Genomic DNA, 16147 nt, shown 5'->3' with positions numbered 1-16147 from the left:
ATTGCCGCATTTTGATGAATTGAAAGGAAAAAGTGTCTTGGTTACTGGAGGAAGTAAAGGCATTGGAAAGGATATAGCGCTTTCCTTTGCCAAACTGGGGGCAACAGTGGTGATTTCAGGGAGGAATGATGAAGCCCTGTCAGCTGCTGTCCTTGAGCTAAATCGTTATTCCCCCAATTGTTCTTATGTGAAGGCTGACATCCGGCATGTTGCTGGCATTCATAAGATGGTGGATGAGGCTGTCGCTCATATGGGGGGACTAGATGTACTGGTTAATAACGCCGGTGTGAATATTCCTAAACCAGCCATGGAAGTGACGGAGGAAGATTGGGACTCAATCGTTGATACAAATCTTAAAGGAAGCTTCTTCTCTTCTCAGCGTGCAGCGAAGTATTTTCTTCCACAAAAAAGTGGGAAGATCATCAACATTGTGTCACAGATGGCATTCGTTGGCTATATCAAGCGGGCAGCCTATTGTTCCAGTAAGGGGGGGGCGGTTCAAATGACAAAGGCTCTTGCCGTTGAATGGGCTCCCTACAATATAAAGGTAAACGCAGTCGCCCCGACTTTTATTGAAACGGAACTAACCTCCAGCATGTTTGAAGATCGTGAATTTTATCAAGATGTTCTAAATAGAATCCCATTAGGGAAACTCGCACAGCCCTCCGATGTGACAGGAGCGGTCCTATTTCTGGCGTCAGACATGGCAAACTTTGTGACGGGTGAAACAATCAAGGTGGATGGTGGGTGGACAGCGATTTAAAGAAAATCATTTTAATGCATTTTGAATGCGCATTCAAAAAAGAGGAGGAATCAAGATGCCGAAAGTGGATGAACGAAAAGAGGAAAAAGTAGAAATGGATCGTCCTCTTAATCAAGTACCTCAACATGACAACGTATTCTATGGCGACTCAAACGAAGTGAACCGGGTTGGCTATTCGGATTACAATGAATTTTCAAAGAATACAAAACGTAAACAACGAATGAATGGGTTTGATGAGGAGTATCTCGATTTTGTGGATTATATCATCAAGATCACCCATCGCATCTGGGAAGAGAAAGGAATCGGAATTATCTATCAAACCTATCATAATGATGTCACCATGCACACGGGAATGGACCATATACAGGGGGTCAATGAGGTTGTGTCAGGGACCTTACAGGCTTTGCACGCCTTTCCGGATCGAAGGCTGGTTGGGGAAAATGTCATATGGTCAGGCAATGATGAGGAAGGATTTCTCTCTTCTCATCGAATTGCATCGAGTGCAACCAACCTGGGGGATTCCTCATTCGGGCCCGCTACAGGTAAGAAAGTTTTCTTCCGAACCACGGTTGACTGCTTTGTCCATTCAAACCGGATCGTGGAAGAGTGGCTTGTACGAGACAACCTGTATCTAGTCAAGCAGTTAGGATATGATCCAATAGAAGTGGCAAAGAAACTGGCACAGAATTCGGAGAACAAGACCCCGGCATTGCAATCCCACTTCGGTTCAAGCGGGACAATGGAAGGGCAGCTGATGCCTCCAGTTTATTCTCCAAAGTCGGAAGGTTTTGAAATTGGTGATTTTATTTTAGAAATGTACAACAAAGTATGGGAATGGCGATTATTTAATCATGTGAAGAACTTCTACGCAGATCATGCGGTAGTCCATTATATTTGCAATAAAGATTTGATTGGGACCAGCCAGATCCAAGGAATGCTAGTCAGTTTGTTTGCCTCTTTCCCACGTGCTAAATGTATTGTCGAGAGAGTGACCTGTAACGAGGGAGTCCAGAAGGGCGAATGGGATGTTGCTGTAAGGTGGAGATTGCAAGGGATTCATGAGGGGATTGGATATTTTGGACATCCAAGTGGAAAAACAGTAGAGGTATTAGGGATTTCTCACCTGAAAGTGAGGAATGAAAAAATTGTAGAAGAATGGATGACATTTGACGGGTTGGATGTACTGAGGCAAATCTATTTAGGTACAGAGTCTAATGCTGACGATACAGAATCCGGAAAATACAAATAAATCATCTTTCAATATTTGGTTTTGAATGCGCATTCAATAAGGAGGCAATACAATGTCAGTACAAACGTCAATTCAGAAAGATCCATCAAGTATATGTCATCAGGATTTTCATATGCCTGGGAATGTCCGTTTTGGAGTCGACACATTTTATTCATTACCCGATGAGATTAAGAAATTAGATGTTAGTAGAGTCGTCATTATTAGTGATAAAGGTCTTGAACGGGTTGGAGTCGTTGAACGTGTACTGGAATTAGTGGAATCGGCAGGAATCGAGAGTAACGTGTTTACAGATATTGAAGGAGAACCGACCTTTACTTTGGTACAAAAATCAGTAGAGTTTGTGAAGAAATCAGGAAGTGAACTCGTGATCGGCATCGGAGGCGGAAGCGCTCTGGATGTTGCTAAAGCGACGGCAGCTCTGGTTGATAAAGATAACGTGAGTCCTTATTTAAGTGGGACCAAAACCATTGAATCCAGACAGGTCAAGTGCATTCTGCTTCCGACGACTTCAGGAACCGGATCGGAAGTGACGATGAATGCCATATTCGGAGATGAAGAAGTGGAAGTAAAACGGGGGATTGTCAGCAAGCATCTTCTGCCGGATCTCGCCATCATCGATCCCGCTCTTACCCGCTCCTGTCCGCCAAGGGTCACCGCTGCTTCAGGAGTGGATGCTTTCACTCATGCCATTGAATCGTATGTTGCCGTGAAAGCTACCCCCTTAACCAAGATATATGCTGAAAAGGCCATGAAGTTATTTAGTTCGAATATTACAAAGGCAGTTCATCATGGGAAGGACATGGAAGGACGCATCGGAATGAGCTGGGTAAGCATGTTGGCTGGAGTTTCGTTAGCCAATGCAGGTGTGGGGGCCGTCCATGCCTTAGCTTACCCGCTCGGTGGAAAGTATCACATCGAACATGGGGTTGCCAACGCTCTCCTTATGCCCTATGTTTTCGAAGAGACAGGGAAAACGTGCACTCAGGAAATGGTAGAGGTTGCAAGCTATCTTGCATTAGGAGATTACTCAAAAAATCCACATCAAGCGCTTAAGGCAGTAGTGGGGTATTTATATGAATTACTGACAAATCTTGAACTCCCGACATCATTAGCAGAGCTTGGGATCATGGAGGAAGACTTGCCTCTTCTTGCCGGGCAAGCCTCACAGATTGATCGCCTTTTGTCCAACACGCCGTATCAATTGACCGAAAAGAAGATCTTAGACATTTATCAAAAGGCATTCGTAGGATACGAGAAAGGACGTGATGAAGGTTGCTGAAAAATCAATTAAAAAAGAAACTCTACATTGATGGCAGGTGGCAGGAAGCAAAGGATTACTATGATTTAAAATCCCCATTCAGCGGAGACGTCATTGCCAGCGTCCCACTGGCAGATGAGCGTGAAGTGGAAGACGCCTTAGAAAGTGCACAATCAGGTTCTGAGAAAATGAAGCAGATGACTTCCTTGGAACGGTCGGAAATCCTTGAGCGGGTTTCGCGTATTTTTGAAGAGAGGTCTGAGGAGGCAGCGGAAATCCTTGCCATGGAATGTGCTAAGCCACTGAAGGCAGCTCGTGCTGAAATCGCGCGAACGATTGAAACGTATAAATTTGCAAGCGAAGAGGCGAAAAGGATTCATGGGGAAACCATTCCCATGGATGCCGCCAAGAGTGGAAAGGACCGCTTTGCCTTTACGATCCGTGAGCCTTTAGGGGTCATTGCAGCGATCACGCCCTTTAACTTCCCATTCAACCTAGTGGCCCATAAGCTGGGTCCCGCCTTTGCTGCCGGGAATTCAGTGGTCCTGAAGCCGGCGAACCAGACGCCTTTAAGCGCTCTCCTGACTGCGGAAATCTTCGAACAGGTAGGCCTACCTGCAGGGGGGCTAAATGTAGTCACGGGGAGAGGCAGTGTCATTGGGGATCAGCTCGTAAAAGATCCGAGAGTAAAAATGGTCACCTTTACAGGGAGTGTGGAGGTTGGGCTTGGCATTAAAGAAAAAGCAGGACTGAAAAAAGTAACACTTGAACTGGGTTCGAACTCTGCTGTCATCGTCGATGGGTCGGAGGATATCAATGCTGTTGTTGATCGATGTGTGGAAGGTGCTTATTCATTTGCCGGTCAAGTATGCATTTCGGTGCAGAGGATCTACGTGCAGGAAAAACTCTATGAATCTTTTGTTGATCAATTCGTTGAAAGAACGAAACAGCTTGTGATCGGCGATCCCCTGTCAGAAGGCACAGACTTATCGGCCATGATCAATCAAGGGGAGGCAGAAAGGATCGAAGAGTGGTTCAAGGAAGCAACAGAAGCAGGTGCGCGCATCTTGTATGGAGGAAAGCGGGAGGATGCCATCATACACCCAACTGTGATCACGGGGGGATCATCCGCTCTATCCCTAAACTGTAAGGAAGCATTTGCCCCCATTGTTACGATTACACCCTACGGTTCTTTGGATGAAGCGATTGAACTCGTGAACGATTCGGAATACGGATTGCAGGCGGGGATCTATACTACCTCTGTTCATAAAGCATTCGATGCACTGCATCGACTCCAAGTCGGGGGAGTCATGATTAATGATATCCCTACATACAGAGTCGATCATATGCCTTATGGGGGAGTAAAGAACAGCGGTACCGGCCGTGAAGGAATCAAATATTCCGTGGAAGAGATGACAGAACTGAAATTAGTGACGTTTAAATTGTAAGAATAGTAAATAAATAACATTCTGAATAATAGAAAGGGAGTTTCATATGCCGACAGAACAACCGAAAGTAAAAAGACACGTAACAAATGAAAAGATGGAAGAGAACTGGATTGTCCGATTTAATAATCTAAAATCAAAAGCCATTCCTCTCATGTTTATTGATAGTATCATACCTGGTCATCAACGCCTAAATTACGCACTAATTGGGGATACCGCCAGTGAAAATGATGCCTATTCCCCTGAAATCACAGAACCACACGGGTTTCAAATTGGCATGGTGAAAGCACCTCCAGGGAATGGACCGGCTTATCATACTCATGACTACATTGAGGCGTTCCTCCCTCTTTCCGGAAAATGGCGTTTCTATTGGGGGAATAGTGAAGATGAGATCGAGGGTGAAACCATTATTGAAGAATGGGATTTAATTTCTCTGCCGCCAGGATTATGGAGAGGCTTTGAAAATATCAGTGATGAAGATGCTTGGATCTTTGCCGTGCTTGAACAGCATGAAGTATTCAACGGGAAAGATCCATACTGGGCTCCACAGGTCGTCAGGAAAGCTGCGGAACATGGCTTCCATGCAGATCAATCAGGAAAAATGATCAAACCTGAGAATTTTTCCGCACTTGAGAAACAAATGGCGGAGAAGCTGCGGGCGGGAGAAAAATAGTAGATGAAGAAAGAAGCGTTAGTATTATTACCGGGTACGCTATGTAATGAGAGACTTTGGGAGCATCAGTTGGAACATCTGACTGATGTTTCCGATCCTTTCGTCTCTATGTTAACTGAAGCAGACACCATAGTGGGAATGGCTGAATCAGTCTTGAAGCATGCCCCTGAACACTTTGCTCTTGCTGGGCTTTCACTTGGTGGGATTGTAGCAATGGAAGTCATTCGGCAAGCACCAGAAAGAGTGACCAGACTTGCCCTATTGGACTCGAATCCACATGGCCCTAAGCCAGAGCAGTTGGAAAGCTGGAAGGACCTTATTTCAAAGGTGGAATCTGGGCAGTTTCTAAGCATAGTAGAGGAAAATTTTTTACCGAATCTCATTCATCCCAGCAGGCAAGAAGATAGTGGTCTAGTATCAACCATAAGGAATATGGCGGAGGAAATCGGGCCAGAAGTATATGTGCAGCAATTAAAGGCAGTTTCTACGCGTTCTGACCTTCGGGAAGGCTTAAGAGAAATTAACGTTCCCACTCTCCTTTTAGTAGGAAGGGATGATCAAGTTTGTCCATTGTCCTTACATGAAGAAATGCGGACATATATTTTAGAGTCACAGTTAGTTGTCGTCGATCACTGTGGGCATTTAAGCAGTTTGGAGCAACCAGAAGGAGTGACGGCTGCTTTACGCAACTGGCTGATTAAGTGAAAGGATGTAAAGTAGGGAGGTAATTTCATTGGTCAATCCTGTAAAGGACAAACTCAGAAACGGGGAAAGAGTACTTGGAAGTTTCATTGGATTCTATTCTCCTAACTTCATTGAAATGATAGGGTATGCCGGATTCGATTTCGTGGTCATAGATGACGAGCATGGTGCATTCAGTCCTTCTGAATTAGAAAACATGATTCGGACAGCCGAATCAGTGGATTTAGTCCCCATTGTGAGAGTCTCATATGATCCTTCCAGTATCCAGAAGGCTTTGGATAGAGGGGCCAAAGGAGTACAAATCCCGATGGTCAACACAAGGGATGACGCCATACAGGCTGTGAAAAGGGCGAAATTCCCCCCTTTAGGAACCAGGGGTGTCGCTTATTCACACAGGGCGGCGCGCTATGGAAATGAAGGGGGGAAGGCATTCTTAGATAGCTCCGATGAAAACATCTTAGTCATTCCACATATAGAAACCCTTGAAGCGGTGGAGAATATTGAGGAGATTATGGGTGTTGAAGGTATCGATGCTATTTTCATCGGTACAACGGATTTATCGGTTGATATGGGGTTTAAAGGAGAAGGTGCCAGGCATCCAGAAGTACAAGGAGTCCTTCGAATATTGTATGAGATGGCCTCAGAAAAAAATGTTGCAATTGGAACTGTAGCTGCTGACATGACAGGAGCGCAACAATCTTTTGAAAAAGGGGCAAATTATGTAGGGGTTGTAGCGAATTCAGTTATTCTTAAAGCACTTCAGGGAGTGGTAGAAGGTACTGAAAGAGTGAGAAATTGAATAATCCATGAGCTATATAAATGGCGAAATATTCAATTATAAAAAGTAAAAGCCTTTCCGTTATGGAAGGCTTTTTTTGCATATAGAAGAATTTTCCCAATAGGTGCCACTCAGCATTTCAGAATTAAGGTATTTCAATAGAGGTTCTTAAGCCTTTCTCATTTAATCAGTTTCTCCTGGCGCTTGCCAACTACTGCCAGACGACGGTGAACATCGAGCAGTATGAACAGATTGTCCTGAAGTATTACGAACTAAGCCTTATCAAGGGAACTCGGCCCATCACTTCCTGAACGCCTACACCCCGGAATCCGCACAGGGCCTCTACAAAGCACTCATTGACATGCATACTAACACCATCACAGAAGAAGAAACGAAGGACGAGATCATCATGGATCTCTATGAATCTCTTTATATGGAGAGGGACGGACTTCCCGGTGTCTCGACGGGATTCGAGAGCCTGAATGCTCTGACGGGAGGGTGGAAGGAAGGAGCTCATTATCCTCGCTGCGAGACCCTCCATGGGGAAAACCGCCTTCGCCATCCAGCTTGCATGGGAATGCACGAGGGAGCAGGGGGTGGGCATGGTGTTCTCCCTTGAGATGAGCTCCAGGCAGATCATGCAGCGCCTCCTCTCAAGTCTCACGGATATCAACATGATGAAATGGCAGAATCCCTATAAGTATCTGACTAAGGAAGAGATGCCGAGGATGCATGGGGCGATGAACGCCGTGTACAAAGCGAAGCTCGAACTCTCGCAAAATGGGATGATCACCCTGCCTGAGATCAGACAGCGGATCATGAATCTGAAGCGCGAGTACCCGACGGAGCCGTTTCTCGTGGTGATTGATTACCTGCAGCTGATTACGGTGAAAGAGCGGTTTGACCGGCATAATCTTGCGATTGGACATATTACGAAGCAGCTGAAGGGCATGGCGAAGGAGTTTGGGATTCCGATTATATTGTTGTCACAGTTATCAAGGGGAGTCGAATCGCGGGATGACAAGCGTCCGAGGCTGTCGGATTTGCGTGACTCGGGGAATATTGAACAGGATGCGGATGTGGTGTTGTTTTTGTACCGGGATGATTATTACTATCCGGACTCGAAGAACGGGCAGGAAGTGGAAGTGAAGATTGCGAAGAACCGGAATGGGCCGGTGGGAACGGTGAAGTTGGAGTTTGTGAGGGAGTTTGGGCGGTTTCGGGGTGGATGGACGCAGGGGGACGGTTCTGGTGCTTCGGTTTGAGTGAGCCGTGGGGACAGGTCCCTTGGCTCAGAGTTTGATGATGAAAATGGGGAGGGATTGGGATGTTGGTGACGGAGTATGCAAAGGGTAACGCGTCGGAGTTTCGGATTGAGAGTTTGAAGGTGTTTGGTGTGGTGATGGGGTTGCTGGGTGACGAGCGGGTGAGGCGTGAGGATGGGTATGTGTTTGTGAGTTATCGGGAGATGTGGGAGGGGTGTAAGGAGGCTGGGATTTTGTCAGGGGTTGATCAGGCGTTTGCGGTAATGATGGATATGCTGGGTGTGGTGGAGGCTGGGGGATAGTAAATTATGTTACTACTTTATAAAGTCCCCCATATATATAGGAATAAAAGCAAACAGGGGTAGATAGCATTGGACATACGCACTAACAGATTCAGATGGGTTATCTTTGCTTCCGTATTGTTTACTTACTTAATCATATCGAGTCAGCGGACGGCTCCGGGTTTGATTACAGACAAATTAATGGCTGATTTTAGTGTGAAGGCTTCCACGATAGGATTGGTGGCAAGTATTCAGTTTTTTGTATACACTGGCTTACAAATTCCAATGGGTATATTGGTTGATCGATATGGACCGAATCTTTTTCTTGTTTCCGGTGCGGCACTTACTGGTATAGGTACAATCCTTTATAGTTTGGGCACACATGCCTTTATCCTGTTTTTTGCCCGAATCCTAACGGGAATCGGGGATGCGACCATCTGGGTAAGTATGGTGTTAATACTGAGTGTGTGGTTTGGCAAGGGGGAATTCCCACGATTAATTGGTTTGGCAGGGATGACAGGAAGCCTGGGCTTCCTATTGGCGACCGTTCCTTTCTCTGCAGTGATCGTCTCGTTTGGATGGAGGGGATCATTTCTATCAACGGGGATTCTTTTGTGTGTATGGAGTTTTTTTCTTTTTTTGATACTTGTCAAAAAACCAAAACAGCCGTTACTTGTGAAAAGTACATTAGAACATGAAAAAATACCAGTGTTACTGCGAAGAATATTCTTAAATCGACAGGCCTGGGCATTATTCTTGTGTCACTTTGGGATTGTAGGAGGATATATAGGGTTTATCGGTTCATGGGCGGTTCCCTATGCAATGGATGTATATGGAATGACACGTATAGAAGCAAGTCAGGTCATTATGATCAGTCTAATTGGAGCACTAGTTGGAGCACCGCTTATAGGATGGGTTTCAAGCTATTTGGGAAAAATTAAACGGCCCTATGTTGTTTTTCATATCACGGTTTTAATGTGTTGGACTGCCTTTCTATTATTTAAAGGGCAACCACCACTTTTCCTGGTGATAATCCTATTCTTTATTTTAGGATTTGGATTCGGGGCAAATTCATTGACGTTTGCCGCAGTTCGTAAATCTTTTCCTGTAACGGAATCCGGCAGCGTTTCAGGGTTTGCGAATACGGGTGGATTTCTAAGTGCCGTATTGCTGCCTGGCGTTTTTGGCTCTATATTGGAAAGTGTTCAGTCCACATCGGGCAGTATCAGTGATGGATACTTCTACGGTTTCTTCACCCCGATGATTTTCTCAATGGTTGGCTTGATCGGTGTGATGTTTTTAAACGAAGAGCAGGGTGCAATTGGTAAGCAGGGGTAGGGCAGGGGTCTTGTCCGCTCCCCGGCTTTATTTCCTGAGACAGAGTGCTGTCTCTATGGAATAATAAGCTCCTCGGCAAAGCCACGTTATTCATTAGTGCTAAAAATGGTGATTAAACCACCATTAAGAATCGTTGTTGATTTTAGAAACCAAGGACAGATGTATGCTATAAAGCAGCCATCTGTCCTTTTCCCTTTAAATTCTAGCTTGGTATCGGATGCACCGAATAATCACTGACTACAGATTCAGAGCGGATCAGTCTTTCTTGCAGAGCAGCTCTGCTTATCTCTGCACCTATCCCGGTTCCTGATGGTACCTGAATATAGCCGTTCTCCATGACGATATCTTCCGTTATGATGTCTTCTTTCCAGTAGTGGGAAGAAGGGGCGGTGTCACCAGGAATGGTAAAGTTAGAAAGTGTTGTCATGTGAAGGTTATGGGACCTCCCGATACCTGTTTCAAGCATACCGCCGCACCATACAGGGATGTTGTGGTCTTTACATAAGTCATGAATTCGAATTGATTCCTGTAATCCTCCTACGCGTCCAATTTTAATATTGATGATTTTACAGCTGCCCAGTTCAATGGCCTTTCGCGCGTCTTCATAGCTGTGGATGCTTTCATCAAGGCAGATCGGGGTGGACATTTCTCCCTGAAGAACACTGTGATCAATGATGTCATCATGGGCGAGGGGTTGTTCGATCATAAGTAGATTATATTGATCTATTTGCTTCAAGTGCTCTATGTCTTTAAGTGAATAGGCTGAATTGGCATCAGCCATTAAATTGATGTCAGGAAATGCTTCTCTGACTTTCCTGATATACTCTATGTCTGCACCGGGGGCGATTTTTATTTTGATCTTTTGAAAGCCTTCATGCACGTATTGAGAGACTTTAGAGACAAGTTCTTCAGGGGAATTCTGTATTCCAATGCTTTTTCCAACAGCCACCTTTTTCTGGTGTCCCCCGAGGACTTCACATAAAGGTTTATGGTTCTTTTTACTAAAGACGTCCCAAATGGCCGTTTCAATTGCAGCTTTAGCGATTTGATGCCTCCGTACGAAGGAAAGCATTTGGTGGACTTCCTTCGGATGGCTGATTTCTTTCTTAATCAATTTTGGAATGAGGAAGTCTTTTAGAATATATAACGCCGTTTGGGTCGTTTCTTCATTGTAGTAAGGCTCGTCGCTTGTGACGGTTTCTCCCCATCCAGATAAACCAGATTCATCAATTACTTCTACTAGGCAGACCTCTTTTGTCTGAATAGTTCCGAAACTTGTAGTGAAAGGAGATTTCAGAGAAACGTTAATCGTGTGAAGAATCACTTCTTTAATGAAAATTGGTTTCATTCTTACCCATCCTTCCTGGAATGGAGTTTCACAATTTCTGTCAAAATCTCGATGCCATTAAACAAGGAGTCCTTTTCAAAAGCCATATCAGGATGATGGAGGCCGGGTTTTAAATCACAGCCAAGGCCTACCATAGTGGCTTTAAGGTAAGGCTTTTTAATGGTGTAAAAGTGGAAATCATCCCCGCCGGGTGTCACAAGTGGAGGGTTCACTTTCTCTTCTCCCAACACATTCACGATTGCTCTGTGTGCATATTCTTGTGCTTCTTCACTCACTACTGACGCAGCTATACCGTAATCTTTCGTCACTTCTATCGGTACTCCATACAATTCACTTGTTGTATGAAGAATTTCGTTTACTCTCTCATGCAATTCTTTCATGAGTTCATTGGTTTGGGAACGGAGGTCAAGACCGATAGCTGCACTGCCTGGAATAATGTTAAGGTTCTTTCCTCCAGCTTGAAATTTAGTTACTTTGATAGAATGGGCAATGCTTGGATTTAAATGAATCGTATTTAATGTATTAAGGATATGATTTCCAATTTCAATGGCATTGTGAGTCAAGTGGGGACGGGCTCCGTGGGCATCGTCCCCTTTTATCTCAAATGCGAATGAGCCTGTCGCTCCGTGAAGAATCGAAGGTGAGGCGAAGCCATTCGCCGTCTCCTGAATGGGACGTAGATGAATACCATATAGATAGTCGATTTCATCCACAACGCCCTTTTCGACCATCTTTAATGCACCCGCCCCGACTTCCTCTGCAGGTTGAAAGATAAAGCGAATACCAATATTGTCTTTTAGTTGCTCATCCTCCTGAATTTTCCACATAACCCCAAGGACCATGGTCATATGAGCATCATGACCACAGGAATGATTAGCCTGTAGCTCCCCGTCGACTTTCTGCCATAGTGCATCGATATCTGCCCGTATTCCAATTATCGGAACATCTCCACTGAAGTTCCCATAATCGCCAATTACCCCAGTACAGTCTTCGAACGTTTGTACATGACAACCGGCTTGTTTAAGCGTGTTTTCGATATAGGTGGTGGTGTTCTTTTCCTCCCAGCTTATTTCAGGGTTGGCATGGAGGAAATCAAAGGTATTCCGTATCTTCTCTTTAAAGGGTGCGTTCATTATAAGTTCTCCTCTCACTTTATATAATAGGTGTTGGCCGGATTAACAAAGTCCATTTTTCCCGTTTTCTGAGCAACGTGCAGAAGCAAAGCGTTTAACACTGAAAACGTTATGGGTCCTTTTTCAAGTATCGATTTCTTTGCTGAGTGAATGGTAAGAACGTAATCACCATATTCAGCAATGGGGGAGAGCTGGGAATCTGTGATGATTACAATCGTGTTCCCGTTTTCTTTAGCTTCCTTTGCAAGTCGGATGCCCTCTAAGGCATAACGGTAGTAGGAAAAGATGATAACCGTATGATCGCTTCCTTTTTTCGTGAAACCGATATCCGTTTCTGGTCGATAAAGGGAGGTGTTATCAATTAAATGATGCAACAGGAAATAAAACCAGTGAGCATAGGAAAACGAGTGGTAATATCCGACTATGTTGGTGGACTCGGATTGAACGAGACAATCAACGATTTGTTTGGCAACTTCCCAATCAATGTTGAGGGATGCCTGATGAATGTTCTCTTCATCAGATTGCATGATTCGTTCGAAAGAATTCACTTGTTCGTGATCGTTATCCCTTTTTGGAGGCTTTAAGGATAAAAGACTTTGTTGAACATCCTTTTGTAACTCCCCATAGCCTGCATAGCCGATCGCTTTGCAAAAGCGAATAACCATTGTTTCACTGACATCAATGATTTCAGCTGTTTTTTTCGCAGGGTGTGTTGCGAACAGAACAGGATTTGCCCGTAAGGATTCTGCGACCTTTTTAAGACCTTTTGTTAAGTGATGATAGTTTTTCTGAGTATTTTCTAAATAAGCCATAATCAAATCTCCATCAGAATAAAGTTTTTAAATTATTGTTGTTAAATTAAATTGTATGATTTAATATGGTGTTAGTCAACAGAATATTCAGAAGATTAAGAAGGGAGAGGGAGAAAACGATGGAAGTTCAAACAATCACGTCAAAAGAAAAGAAACGGAAGTGGGGTATACCCGATGCTTATGTCATCTTGTTTGGGATACTCGTATTAATTGCTATCATGACATACATAATCCCTGCTGGAGAGTTTTCGAGAGAAGAAGTGGATGGCATTACAATGGTCGTTCCAGACAGCTATCAGAATGTGGAGTCATCCCCTGCTACCTTAATGGATGTGTTCTTGGCAATTCAAGAAGGAATGATCAGCTCTGCACCACTGATTTTCTTAGTGTTGATAATTGGAGGAGCATTTGCAGTCATTGAATCGACGGGAGCAATAGATGCACTAATCCTCAAAACGATTGAAAAGACTAGGAATAAAGAATTGCTATTGATTGCAGGTGTCAGTATTTTATTCTCAGTTTTTGGAGCGCTAGGTATCATTGTCAATGCCGTCATTGCTTTTATACCCATTGGTATCATCCTTGCTCGCTCCATGAAGCTCGACGCCATCGTCGGAGTAGCCATTATCTATTTAGGCGCATATGCAGGTTTTAATACTGCATTCTTAGATCCTCTGACTACAGGAACTGCTCAGCAAATCGCACAACTTCCATTGTTTTCTGGTATAGGCTATAGAATTGTTATATATATCGCTATATTGATTTCAACCGTTACCTATGTGGCCTATTACGCTAAGAAAATTAAGAATGACCCTTCCAAAAGCGTCTTAGGAAAGACACCATTTCCAAAAATTGATCAAAAGGAAGAAGTTTCGGGGAAACAGGAAATAACAGGACTGCACAAGCTTGTCCTGGCATGGTTGGTTGTAGGAATTGGTATTTATGTTTTCGGTGTATTTCAATATAAATGGTCATTGAATGAAATGGCCGCTATCTTCTTGATCATCGCTGCAGGTACAGCCATCATTGCGAAAATGAGTCCGAATAAACTCGTATCCGAATTCTTTGAAGGGGCGAAAGGATTAGTATACGGCGCATTAATTATCGGTATGGCCCGCTCCATCGTTGTCATTCTAGAAGATGGTAGGATTCTCGATACCGTTGTCGAAGGGATGGCCACCATGATGACCCCTTTCACCAGCGTGGTAGGTGCATTGGTTATGTTCGTAGCCAATTTAATCTTCAATATTCTTGTTTCCTCAGGAAGTGGACAAGCTGTGATAGTTATGCCTATCATGACACCTCTTGCAGACTTAATGGAAATCCCTCGTCAAGTGGCTGTTCAAGCATACAAAATGGGCGATGGGTTTACGAATACCATAACTCCAACATCTGGGATACTTATGGCAAATTTGGCGATAGCCGGGATCTCTTGGACTAAGTGGATTCGTTTTATGATGCCTTTATTGTTGATCTGGATTGTGCTTGGTTCTATCTTTCTTACAATAGGGGTTTTGATGAACTGGGGGCCATTTTAAGGTTCATTACAATGTAATAGTTTTGGGACGTGTGTAGAAATGTGTAAGATAATATTCGATTAAACTATAAAAGGTTTGATAGAAAGCCAGTAGGCAAAATCTATCAAACCTTTTATTAACATTTAATATTTCAGATGCTCACCCTTATTTCTCCTTTAACGATTTAGGTGTCTTCGCAAAAGCGGGCACCCTCTAAATATCTATAATCATATTCCAACCTCCCCCTATCTTTCTGTCTTTTTCCCACCCTCATTCTATGGTATATTTAAAAGAATAATAGTTTCACTCTTCAAATAATAAGCATCGACCATGGAGGCACTATGTTTTTCTCACTTCGCAACCGATTATTTATGATTTTCACCTTGCTTCTGACCTTTCCATTTCTAGTTCTGTCGATTCTGATTCCAAACGGGTTTACGTCCAAGGAATTTATTTTCGCATAATTTAGAAAATTCGATATTCCATATTGACAATGAATGCGATTACATTTATACTCCAAAGTGAAATACATGTTATCAGTAATGATAAAAGACAAGTGAAATAACGCTGGCGAAGGGCGTAAAGCGATGGATTCTTTTATCATGAATTAACTGGTAATGACCTCACTACCACTAAAACTGCTTCCTAGGCAAGAAAACACCGAAATTTTCCCACTGAACGTGAAAGCTTTAAACCTAATCCATTTTGAATACAACAAGTAGACTGGACTTGAATGAATAAAGAGGGATCGTGTAAAAGGGCTTTTGTTCCTTAACCAACAAGAGATCACGTCATGCTTTATCCTATACGTACCTTTATGTAATTTAATTTCATTCCCACCATGAATCAGGTTTTCACATGGGTTAACTGGTAATGATGTCATAACGTAACGATATTATTTCATAAGATAAATGGATATAAGGGTTGAATAGTGGTCCGCAAATAATTTCCTTGATTAAGAGAGTGAAAGGGAACATTTGTGGATGCTGCTCAAGTGGGATGAATGGTTTAAAGAAAGTGGTAGGTTTTGAGGTTACGGTCACCTGATCACCTTATCCTGGTGAAAGGGGTTCAAAAAATACAATGTTAATAATGGAGGGGGAAAAGATCATGCCGAATATTTTATTGACAAGGATTGACAATCGTCTTGTGCATGGGCAGGTTGGTGTGACGTGGGTCAATCATCTTGGGGCGAATCTGATTGTTGTGGCGAATGATGTGGTGGCAGAAGATGAAGTGCAGCAAGATTTGATGGAGATGGTCGTTCCGGAAGCGATAGGGATCCGTTTTTTTTCGGTTCAGACAACCATTGATATTATCCATGACGCATCGGATGACCAACATATTTTCTTAGTAGTCAAAACACCACAGGATGTAAATCGTCTTGTGAAAGGAGGTGTCCCGATCGATAAAGTGAATATCGGAAATATGCACTTCTCAGAAGGCAAAACGCAAGTGTTCTCTACTGTTTCTGTTGATGAATCTGATAAAGAAGCTTTCCGTGACTTGAAGGAACAGGGTGTGAAGCTTGAAGTACGTCGTGTTCCGGATGAAAGGCCAGATGATATTTATACCATTTTATAAG

The 16147-nt window shown here is 43.6% G+C and carries 16 protein-coding genes; 13 read left to right on the top strand and 3 right to left on the bottom strand.

Translation table 11 applies throughout. The features are described 5' to 3' along the window. Position 1: 1 nt before the first annotated feature. The 11 genes from AC6CIB_RS08365 (at position 2) to AC6CIB_RS08315 (ending at position 9752) form a co-directional block, all read left to right on the top strand. Positions 2-763 (top strand): SDR family NAD(P)-dependent oxidoreductase, encoded by a 762-nt coding sequence (locus tag AC6CIB_RS08365; protein ID WP_498279581.1) that lies wholly within the window; start codon positions 2-4, stop codon positions 761-763. Between the two features lie 55 nt (positions 764-818). Next, the gene (locus tag AC6CIB_RS08360; RefSeq protein ID WP_498279579.1) at positions 819-2012 is read left to right on the top strand and encodes an ester cyclase; all 1194 of its coding nucleotides are present in this window, start codon (positions 819-821) and stop codon (positions 2010-2012) included. A 52-nt stretch (positions 2013-2064) separates the two neighbouring features. After that, positions 2065-3291, top strand: a complete 1227-nt coding sequence (locus tag AC6CIB_RS08355; protein ID WP_498279577.1) for an iron-containing alcohol dehydrogenase — start codon at positions 2065-2067, stop codon at positions 3289-3291. Continuing rightward, positions 3288-4718 (top strand): aldehyde dehydrogenase family protein, encoded by a 1431-nt coding sequence (locus AC6CIB_RS08350; protein WP_498280529.1) that lies wholly within the window; start codon positions 3288-3290, stop codon positions 4716-4718. The genes AC6CIB_RS08355 and AC6CIB_RS08350 overlap by 4 nt, the downstream gene beginning before the upstream one ends. 46 nt (positions 4719-4764) lie before the next feature. Continuing rightward, positions 4765-5388 (top strand): cupin domain-containing protein, encoded by a 624-nt coding sequence (locus AC6CIB_RS08345; protein ID WP_498279575.1) that lies wholly within the window; start codon positions 4765-4767, stop codon positions 5386-5388. 3 nt (positions 5389-5391) lie between these two features. Beyond that, positions 5392-6093, top strand: coding sequence for an alpha/beta fold hydrolase (locus tag AC6CIB_RS08340; RefSeq protein WP_498279573.1), 702 nt, complete (start codon positions 5392-5394; stop codon positions 6091-6093). 28 nt (positions 6094-6121) lie between these two features. Beyond that, positions 6122-6889, top strand: coding sequence for an HpcH/HpaI aldolase family protein (locus AC6CIB_RS08335; RefSeq protein WP_498279571.1), 768 nt, complete (start codon positions 6122-6124; stop codon positions 6887-6889). A gap of 340 nt (positions 6890-7229) precedes the next feature. After that, complete coding sequence (locus tag AC6CIB_RS08330; protein ID WP_498280587.1) at positions 7230-7487, top strand: hypothetical protein; 258 nt, start codon at positions 7230-7232, stop codon at positions 7485-7487. Further along, positions 7408-8133: a DnaB helicase C-terminal domain-containing protein gene (locus AC6CIB_RS08325; protein ID WP_498279569.1), complete on the top strand. Its 726-nt coding sequence runs from the start codon at positions 7408-7410 to the stop codon at positions 8131-8133. The genes AC6CIB_RS08330 and AC6CIB_RS08325 overlap by 80 nt, the downstream gene beginning before the upstream one ends. Before the next feature lie 62 nt (positions 8134-8195). Further along, positions 8196-8435 (top strand): hypothetical protein, encoded by a 240-nt coding sequence (locus AC6CIB_RS08320; protein WP_498279567.1) that lies wholly within the window; start codon positions 8196-8198, stop codon positions 8433-8435. Between the two features lie 69 nt (positions 8436-8504). Next, positions 8505-9752 (top strand): MFS transporter, encoded by a 1248-nt coding sequence (locus tag AC6CIB_RS08315; protein WP_498279565.1) that lies wholly within the window; start codon positions 8505-8507, stop codon positions 9750-9752. Between the two features lie 202 nt (positions 9753-9954). Here AC6CIB_RS08315 and menC read toward each other — a convergent pair whose 3' ends face one another. From menC to AC6CIB_RS08300, 3 genes are read right to left on the bottom strand one after another with little or no spacing between them, the layout of a single operon-like run. After that, positions 9955-11100: an o-succinylbenzoate synthase gene (gene menC, locus AC6CIB_RS08310; RefSeq protein ID WP_498279563.1), complete on the bottom strand. Its 1146-nt coding sequence runs from the start codon at positions 11098-11100 to the stop codon at positions 9955-9957. A 2-nt stretch (positions 11101-11102) separates the two neighbouring features. Next, entirely contained in the window at positions 11103-12233 is a 1131-nt protein-coding gene (locus AC6CIB_RS08305; protein ID WP_498279561.1) for a M20 peptidase aminoacylase family protein, read from the bottom strand. 14 nt (positions 12234-12247) lie between these two features. Then, complete coding sequence (locus AC6CIB_RS08300; RefSeq protein WP_498279559.1) at positions 12248-13045, bottom strand: MurR/RpiR family transcriptional regulator; 798 nt, start codon at positions 13043-13045, stop codon at positions 12248-12250. Between the two features lie 119 nt (positions 13046-13164). Between AC6CIB_RS08300 and AC6CIB_RS08295 the strand changes: the two genes are divergently transcribed. Both AC6CIB_RS08295 and agaV read left to right on the top strand, forming a co-directional pair. Then, positions 13165-14583, top strand: coding sequence for a YfcC family protein (locus AC6CIB_RS08295; protein ID WP_498279557.1), 1419 nt, complete (start codon positions 13165-13167; stop codon positions 14581-14583). Between the two features lie 1089 nt (positions 14584-15672). Continuing rightward, positions 15673-16146, top strand: coding sequence for a PTS N-acetylgalactosamine transporter subunit IIB (gene agaV, locus AC6CIB_RS08290; protein WP_498279555.1), 474 nt, complete (start codon positions 15673-15675; stop codon positions 16144-16146). The last annotated feature ends 1 nt before the right edge of the window (position 16147 follow it).

This window comes from Rossellomorea sp. GQ25 (assembly GCF_059758515.1).
Note: the sequence above shows the minus strand (reverse complement) of the source record. Positions and strands in the feature narration are given on the sequence as shown.

Bases quoted from the DNA above. Each gene is read 5' to 3' on its own strand.
- AC6CIB_RS08330 (WP_498280587.1), top strand. From the start codon at position 7,230: ATGCATACTAACACCATCACAGAAGAAGAAACGAAGGACGAGATCATC.
- agaV (WP_498279555.1), top strand. From the start codon at position 15,673: ATGCCGAATATTTTATTGACAAGGATTGACAATCGTCTTGTGCATGGG.
- AC6CIB_RS08325 (WP_498279569.1), top strand. From the start codon at position 7,408: ATGGGGAAAACCGCCTTCGCCATCCAGCTTGCATGGGAATGCACGAGG.
- AC6CIB_RS08305 (WP_498279561.1), bottom strand. From the start codon at position 12,233: ATGAACGCACCCTTTAAAGAGAAGATACGGAATACCTTTGATTTCCTC.
- AC6CIB_RS08355 (WP_498279577.1), top strand. From the start codon at position 2,065: ATGTCAGTACAAACGTCAATTCAGAAAGATCCATCAAGTATATGTCAT.
- AC6CIB_RS08300 (WP_498279559.1), bottom strand. From the start codon at position 13,045: ATGGCTTATTTAGAAAATACTCAGAAAAACTATCATCACTTAACAAAA.
- AC6CIB_RS08345 (WP_498279575.1), top strand. From the start codon at position 4,765: ATGCCGACAGAACAACCGAAAGTAAAAAGACACGTAACAAATGAAAAG.
- AC6CIB_RS08320 (WP_498279567.1), top strand. From the start codon at position 8,196: ATGTTGGTGACGGAGTATGCAAAGGGTAACGCGTCGGAGTTTCGGATT.
- AC6CIB_RS08295 (WP_498279557.1), top strand. From the start codon at position 13,165: ATGGAAGTTCAAACAATCACGTCAAAAGAAAAGAAACGGAAGTGGGGT.
- menC (WP_498279563.1), bottom strand. From the start codon at position 11,100: ATGAAACCAATTTTCATTAAAGAAGTGATTCTTCACACGATTAACGTT.
- AC6CIB_RS08340 (WP_498279573.1), top strand. From the start codon at position 5,392: ATGAAGAAAGAAGCGTTAGTATTATTACCGGGTACGCTATGTAATGAG.
- AC6CIB_RS08360 (WP_498279579.1), top strand. From the start codon at position 819: ATGCCGAAAGTGGATGAACGAAAAGAGGAAAAAGTAGAAATGGATCGT.